Source organism: Nocardia sp. 852002-20019_SCH5090214, assembly GCF_001665865.1.
Taxonomy (GTDB): Bacteria; Actinomycetota; Actinomycetes; order Mycobacteriales; family Mycobacteriaceae; genus Nocardia; species Nocardia nova.
Window position 1 is genome coordinate 46,397 of record NZ_LZMK01000194.1, and the last position, 6,626, is coordinate 53,022.

General features: G+C 69.5%; 5 protein-coding genes. 4 read left to right on the forward strand and 1 reads right to left on the reverse strand.

Annotated features, from left to right (window positions below; translation table 11 throughout):
* A complete protein-coding gene (gene glmS, locus A5780_RS16050; RefSeq protein WP_063012634.1) occupies nucleotides 1-1,869 on the reverse strand; it encodes a glutamine--fructose-6-phosphate transaminase (isomerizing) in 1,869 nt (622 codons plus the stop codon).
* A 130-nt stretch (nucleotides 1,870-1,999) separates the two neighbouring features.
* On the opposite strand from glmS, the gene A5780_RS16055 reads away from it, so the two are divergent.
* The 4 genes from A5780_RS16055 to A5780_RS16070 form a co-directional block, all read left to right on the forward strand.
* Nucleotides 2,000-2,866, forward strand: a complete 867-nt coding sequence (locus A5780_RS16055) for a dienelactone hydrolase family protein (RefSeq protein WP_064908842.1) — start codon at nucleotides 2,000-2,002, stop codon at nucleotides 2,864-2,866.
* A 99-nt stretch (nucleotides 2,867-2,965) separates the two neighbouring features.
* The gene (locus tag A5780_RS16060; RefSeq protein ID WP_064908836.1) at nucleotides 2,966-3,493 is read left to right on the forward strand and encodes a YbaB/EbfC family nucleoid-associated protein; all 528 of its coding nucleotides are present in this window, start codon (nucleotides 2,966-2,968) and stop codon (nucleotides 3,491-3,493) included.
* Nucleotides 3,490-3,804: a WXG100 family type VII secretion target gene (locus A5780_RS16065; protein ID WP_063012630.1), complete on the forward strand. Its 315-nt coding sequence runs from the start codon at nucleotides 3,490-3,492 to the stop codon at nucleotides 3,802-3,804. The genes A5780_RS16060 and A5780_RS16065 overlap by 4 nt, the downstream gene beginning before the upstream one ends.
* Before the next feature lie 13 nt (nucleotides 3,805-3,817).
* The coding region (locus tag A5780_RS16070; RefSeq protein ID WP_231982973.1) for a hypothetical protein at nucleotides 3,818-6,626 on the forward strand (2,809 nt) is incomplete at its 3' end.

Sequence of the window (6,626 nt, forward strand, 5' to 3'; positions counted from 1 at the left end):
CTATTCGACGGTGACCGACTTCGCGAGGTTGCGTGGTTTGTCGATGTCGTAGCCGCGGGTCTGCGCCACCTCGGCGGCGAAGATCTGCAGCGGCACAGTCGACAGCAGCGGCTGGAAGAGGGTCGGGGCGGCCGGGATCTCGATCAGATGATCGGCGAACGGGCGGACCGTATCGTCGCCCTCCTCCGCGATCACGATGGTGCGGGCACCGCGGGCCTGGATCTCCCGGATGTTGCTGAGCAGCTTCGAATGCAGCACCGCGCGTCCCTTCGGGGAAGGCATCACCACGATCACCGGCAGACCCTCCTCGATCAGCGCGATCGGGCCGTGCTTGAGCTCACCGGCGGCGAAACCCTCGGCGTGCATATAGGCGAGCTCTTTGAGTTTGAGCGCACCCTCCAGCGCGACCGGATAGCCGACGTGGCGGCCGAGGAACAGCACCGTCGACTGATGCGCGAACCGGCGGGCGATCTCGCGCACCTGCGGCGCGGTCTCGAGCACCCGCTCCACCAGCTTCGGCATGGCCTCCAGTTCACCGAATTCGCGAGCCACCTCGTCCGGATACTTGGTGCCGCGCGCCTGCGCGAGGGCAAGGCCCACAAGGTAATTCGCGGTGATCTGGGCGAGGAAGGCCTTGGTCGAGGCGACCCCGATCTCCGGGCCGGTGCGGGTGTAGACCACGGCATCGGATTCACGCGGAATCTGCGCGCCGTTGGTGTTGCAGATGGCGAGCACACGCGCCTTCTGCTCCTTGGCGTGACGCACCGCCTCCAGCGTGTCGGCCGTCTCACCGGACTGCGAGATCGCGACGACCAGCGTGGACCGGTCGAGGACCGGGTCGCGGTAGCGGAATTCACTGGCCAGCTCCACCTCGACCGGAACCCGGGTCCAATGTTCGATCGCGTACTTGGCCAGCAGTCCGGCGTGATACGAACTGCCGCAGGCCACCACGAACACCTTGTCGAATTCGCGAAGTTCCTGATCGGCGAGGCGCTGCTCGTCCAGCACGATGCGGCCGTTGTCGAAATGGCCCATCAGCGTCTCGGCCACCCCGGCGGGCTGCTCCTCGATCTCCTTGAGCATGAAGTAGTCGTGGCCGCCCTTCTCGGCGGCGGCCAGATCCCAGTCGATGGTGAACGGCCGGGTCCGCGCGCCCTCGGTGGCGCCGGCGAAGTCGGTGACCACATAGCTGTCCGCGGTGATCACCACGGCCTGGTCCTGACCGAGCTCGACCGCTTCGCGCGTGTGCTCGATGAACGCCGTCACATCCGAGGCGATGAACATCTCCCCCTTGCCCACACCGACCACCAGCGGCGTCGAGCGACGCGCGGCCACGATCGTGCCCGGATGATCGGCATGCGTGAACACCAGCGTGAACGCGCCCTCGAGCCGGCGCAGCACGGCCAGCGCACTGCCGACGAAATCACCGGCCGTGGGTCCGGCCGCGTAGGCCTGGGCAACCAGGTGCACGGCGACCTCGGTGTCGGTATCGCTGCGCAGTTCGACCCCGGCCTCCTCGAGTTCGCGCCGCAACGGGGCGAAGTTCTCGATGATGCCGTTGTGCACGACCGCGACCCGGCCCGCGAGGTCGCGATGGGGATGCGCATTGCGGTCGGTGGGCGCGCCGTGCGTGGCCCACCGCGTATGTCCCATACCGGTCGTACCGGCGAACGCGGCGGGACCGGCCTCGGCCAGCTCGGCCTCCAGATTGGCCAGCCGACCGGCCTTGCGCTCCACCGCGATAGTGCCCGCGCCGTCCAGGATCGCCACGCCCGCGGAGTCGTAGCCCCGGTACTCCATGCGGCGCAGTGCGTCCACGACGACGCCGAGCGCGTCCCGGTACCCGACGTAGCCAACGATTCCGCACATGGTGTCCCAGCCTACTTGGGCCGCGTGGACACGCGAATCGGCCTGCTATCGAAGCAGGTGGGGGCGTGTCCGGGCCGCTCCGCTCGTGACAGTGCCGCATTCCGGGCGACTCTCGGTAGAGTTCACCCCCGTGTCGGTGTCTGTGAAATCGCTTCTGAGCATTCTGACCAGCCCTGGTCCGCACCGGGTGATGCGCGGCAACCTCGGCATCGCCGGGCAGCCCGGCGTGGTATACACCCCCGAAGAGGGCCACAACCTGCCCGCGGTCGTCTTCGGACACGGCTGGCTCGCCGGCGCCGGCAACTATCGCCGACTGCTCGAACACCTCGCGTCCTGGGGTTTCGTCGCCGCCGCACCCGACACCGAACGCGGCCCGCTGCCCTCGCACCTGAATCTGGCCACCGACCTGCTGACCACGCTCGACATCTGCGCGGGCGTGCGGCTGGGCACCGGCGCGATCAGCGTGCACCCGGACAAGCTCGCCCTGGCAGGGCACGGGATGGGCGCGGGCGCCGCCGTCATCGCCGCCTCGCAGCGCAAGGTCGGCGCCGTGGCGGCCCTCTATCCGGCACCCACCGCCCCGAGCGCGGAAGCGCTGGCCGCCCGGATCGACACCCCGGCCCTCATCGTCGCCGGCGGTGTCGACATCTCCACCGGCAACTGCACCGCGCAGGCCCTCGCCACCGCCTGGGGCGGGCCGATGTCGCTGCGCACCGTCGACAAGGCCACCCACAACGGCATCGTCGAGGGCCGCCGCGCTCTCGCCGCGCTCGGCGCCGCCAAGTACGAACCCAAGACCGAACGCATCACCCGAGCCCTCCTGGTCGGCTACTTCAGCTACCAACTCCTGGGCGACAAGAAATATCAGCCCTTCGCCGACCCGGAAGCCGACATCCCCCACACCTCGGCCGTCGACCCCGAAGCCACCGAAGAGCCGGAGCCCGAACACGTTTCGCCCTTGCAGCTCGTGCAGGTAGCCCGCGCCCTGCGCAAGTAGAAGGCCGTCGCCCGGGAGCGCACGAGAACGGTGGGAACCGATCGTCGCCGGGCCGCGTCGGATATGTTGACGGCTGGTTTTCGACGGAGGGGTGGACAGATGGCGGACGCCGAGCAGGAGGCCGCGCGGGCGCGGAACGAGGCGTTGCGACTGGAGGTCGATTCCCTTCTGGCGAGCTTCGAACAGCAGAAGCGCGAACTCGCCGACGTACAGGAGCGGTTGGCCGCCACGACCGCCGAGGCCTGGTCCGCGGACAATCTGGTCCGGGTCGTCGCCAATGTCGCGGGCGTGGTGGTGGAGGTCCATCTGGAGCCCGAGGCGTTCAAGCGGTCGACCCCGGAGAAACTCGGCAGGTCGATGGCCGAGGCCGCACAGGCCGCAGCTCGCCGGGCCGGCGAGTTGTCGCAGCAGGCGCTGGCACCCATCCAGGAGGTCGCCGGTGACGTGCCCGACCTCTCCGACATCCTCCCGGGTGCACCCAGCATCAAGGATCTGATGAACACGCTGCTGCCCGATCCGGCGGGAAGCGCACCGGCGCAACAGGGCTCGTCGGAGCCGGGGGCGTTCGACGACGAGGACGAGGACGACTACTACCGCAACCGCGGCTACCTGCGGGGGGAGCGATGAGCGCGTTCAAGGTCGATCCGGCCGCTCTGCGGGCGACCGAGCCCCGGTACAACGACGTTTCGGACCGGGTGATCACCGCGGTGCAGAACCTGAAGCGGATCGTCGAGGCCGAGGGCCAGTGCTGGGGTGACGACGAAATCGGCGAGAAGTTCGCGAAGGGGTACGTCGATCCCGCCGGTAAGGCCGTCACGACCGGCAGTAATCTCGGCGCGATCCTCACCAGCATGGCGGGCAATATGCGCTCCGCGGCCGAAACGCTGCAGGCGCAGGACCAAGCCAACGCCGGCGCGATCGCCCAGACCCAATTCTGATTCCGCGCCGCACATGGGTATCGAAATCCCCACCGAACTGCAGTGGGTCGCGAAATATGTTGTGGGTGCCGGTGATTGGCCCCAGGGTGACGAAACCGCGATGCGGCGGCTCGCCCACGGCTGGGACCAGCTCGCCGACGCCCTGACCGAAATTCAGACCGACGCGGGTTCGGTCACCACCTCCGCTTTGGCCGCCGTCGACGGGAAGACCCACGAGGCGATCAAGGAGTTCTGGGATCAGGTCGCGGGCGACAAAGGCCTGTGGCCGGGGCTGATCGAGGAAGTCAAGGGCCTGAGCAAGGACCTCGACGACACCGCCACCGATATCGAACATACGAAATACGTCATCATCGCGACCCTGGTGATCTTCGCGATTCAGATGATCCAGGCGATCGCCACGGCATGTACGGGTATCGGCGCCCCCGCCGCCGCGGCGGAGGAGGCTGCGGCGCAGGTCGCCGCGCGCCTGACCATCCGCCAGATCATCAAGTGGCTGATCCAGAAGATCTCCACCCGGGCGCTGGCCAAGGCCGCGATCATCGGTGTGGCGCAGGGCGCCGGTGTCGACGCGGGCGCCAGTCTGCTGCAGATGGCGCAGGGTAAGCGCGGTGGTTTCACCGGCGAGGAAGTGAAAGGGCTGTTCGCCGATAGCGTTTCAGGCGCTGTCGGTGGTGCGGTGGGCGCGAAACTGGGCTCCGACGGGCTGGCCAAGGGCCTCGTCGACAAGGCCGGGTCGACTGCCGGAAAGTTCGCCGCGCGCACGGCCGCCGATGCTGTCGGTGGCGCGGCCGGATCGGTCGCCGGAACCGCCGCGAGCGTCCCGTTCGGCGGGAAATTCGAGGTCGACCCGACCACGCTCGCGACATCGTCGGTCGCCGGCGCGGCTCAGGGTGCGCTCGGCCAGGTGCACGAAGGGCGGACCACGCCCGCGAGCCACGAATCCGGAACGACGGACGCCGGGGAGGCTGGCAGTTCTGATTCCGCTGCGGGACAGAATCATTCGAGTGGTACGCACGACAACTCGACCGGCACGCCTTCGAATGACGGAACGAACCCGGCGCGGCCGGGACCGTCGTCCCCAGCGCACGACAATGCACCCGCACCATCCCCGGCTCACGATGGCCCGCCGGCCGGTCCCACACATGTCGGCGACACCAGCGCACAGCCGTCGCCCCACACCTCGGAGCCCGCGCCCGCCGGCACCGAGACCGGCACGACCGGACACAACACCGATTCGGCGCCCGCACCGGACCGAACCGCCCAGCCGGATCACGGGAACGGACCTCCGCAACATACGGAAAACACTGCGCCGCAACACGACACGCCGACGACGGATGGGGCGCCGGCGCCGCACACCGCCGGCACGGAGAACGGGCCGTCCGGCCATCCCGCACCGGTGGAGCATTCCGTTCCCGAGCAGTCACCGCGCCCCGGGTCGAGCCTGAACTGGGACACCGACTCGCCGGCACCCGCCGGGACCACACATCCGGGCGCTTCCGAGACCTCGTCGCCCTCCCACGACACACCGCCGGGCACCCCACCGGCGCCGGACCATGCCACACCTCAGCATCCGGATGCGAGTTCGCCCCCACATGATGCGCCGACGACGACTCGGCCGGGATCCGACCAGCCGGGCTCACCGCATTCGGATCCGGCGACGCCGCCTTCCGCTGCGCACCCCGATTCCCCTGCGGCAGCACCGGATCCGTCGCGACACCCGGATGCCGGAACGCCGGTGGGCCGACACGAGTCACCATCACCGCAACCCGATCCGGCACAACCCACGGCAACGCCACACGGCAGTTCGGTCGACCCGGCCGCAGTGCCGCACCCCGGCGGCGATCGGACGCCGACTCCGGCCGAGGACACCCCGGCAACCACACACGCCGCGACCGCCGACACCCCCGCTGCCACAACGCCGTCGGCGGCCCCCTCCATGGGGTCGCTGGGATCTCTCGGTTCCGCCGGTGGTGAAGGCACGCATCGCCCTAACACTCCGGCTCACACCCCGACTCACGCGGATACACCGCACTCCGACCCCCGATCGGCAGGCCCGCACATCGGGCCCGAGACCGCGTCTCGCCCGGACAATTCCCGTGCCCCGCGCGACAACGCGCGACCCGACACTACCCCGGCGAGCAGGACCGAGTCCCCGCGTCCGGCGCCATCCGCGCCGCGCACGACGGCCCGCCCGGAGCCGGCTCGTCACGCACCCGGCTCGACCGCCGCCGACCACGCTCCGGCCCGCCTCCGACCGGAGCCGGCCCGCACTCCGGAGCCGAGCCGCACACCGGTTTCGCATGACCGAAACGGGCACGCGCAGAACAGGAATACCGCCGAACCGGCTGTCGAACGACCGTCCGACGCTGCGAATGATTCGGACCCTCGAACTCCGAACGGAACTCGGAACGGGTCACCTGAGTCGGCCGATGCGCCGGGTCGTGGTTCCGCACACCCGGGTGCCGCGGAAACCCCGGCCCACCGAACCGGCGAGCAACACCCGACCGACGATGCGATCGCCGCACCCCACGACCGTTCCGATACGGAACCGGCCGAGCCGGCGCGGACCGACACCGACCGCAGCGCGGAGGCGAAACCGCCCGCGGCGACGCCGCAGCCGCCCCCGCACCGCCCGGGTTTCGACCCCGCGGCGCACGCATACGTCGCCCGCCACAACGACGGCCGGATGATCCACATGGATCCCTTCTACTCCGGCCGATACAACCCCCACATCGACCGCTACCAGCCCACGAGATCAGAATCGCGTTCCGCGCCTCGCCCATATTCGTGTACAGGACGGCGGAGAGTTCGACACACTCAAA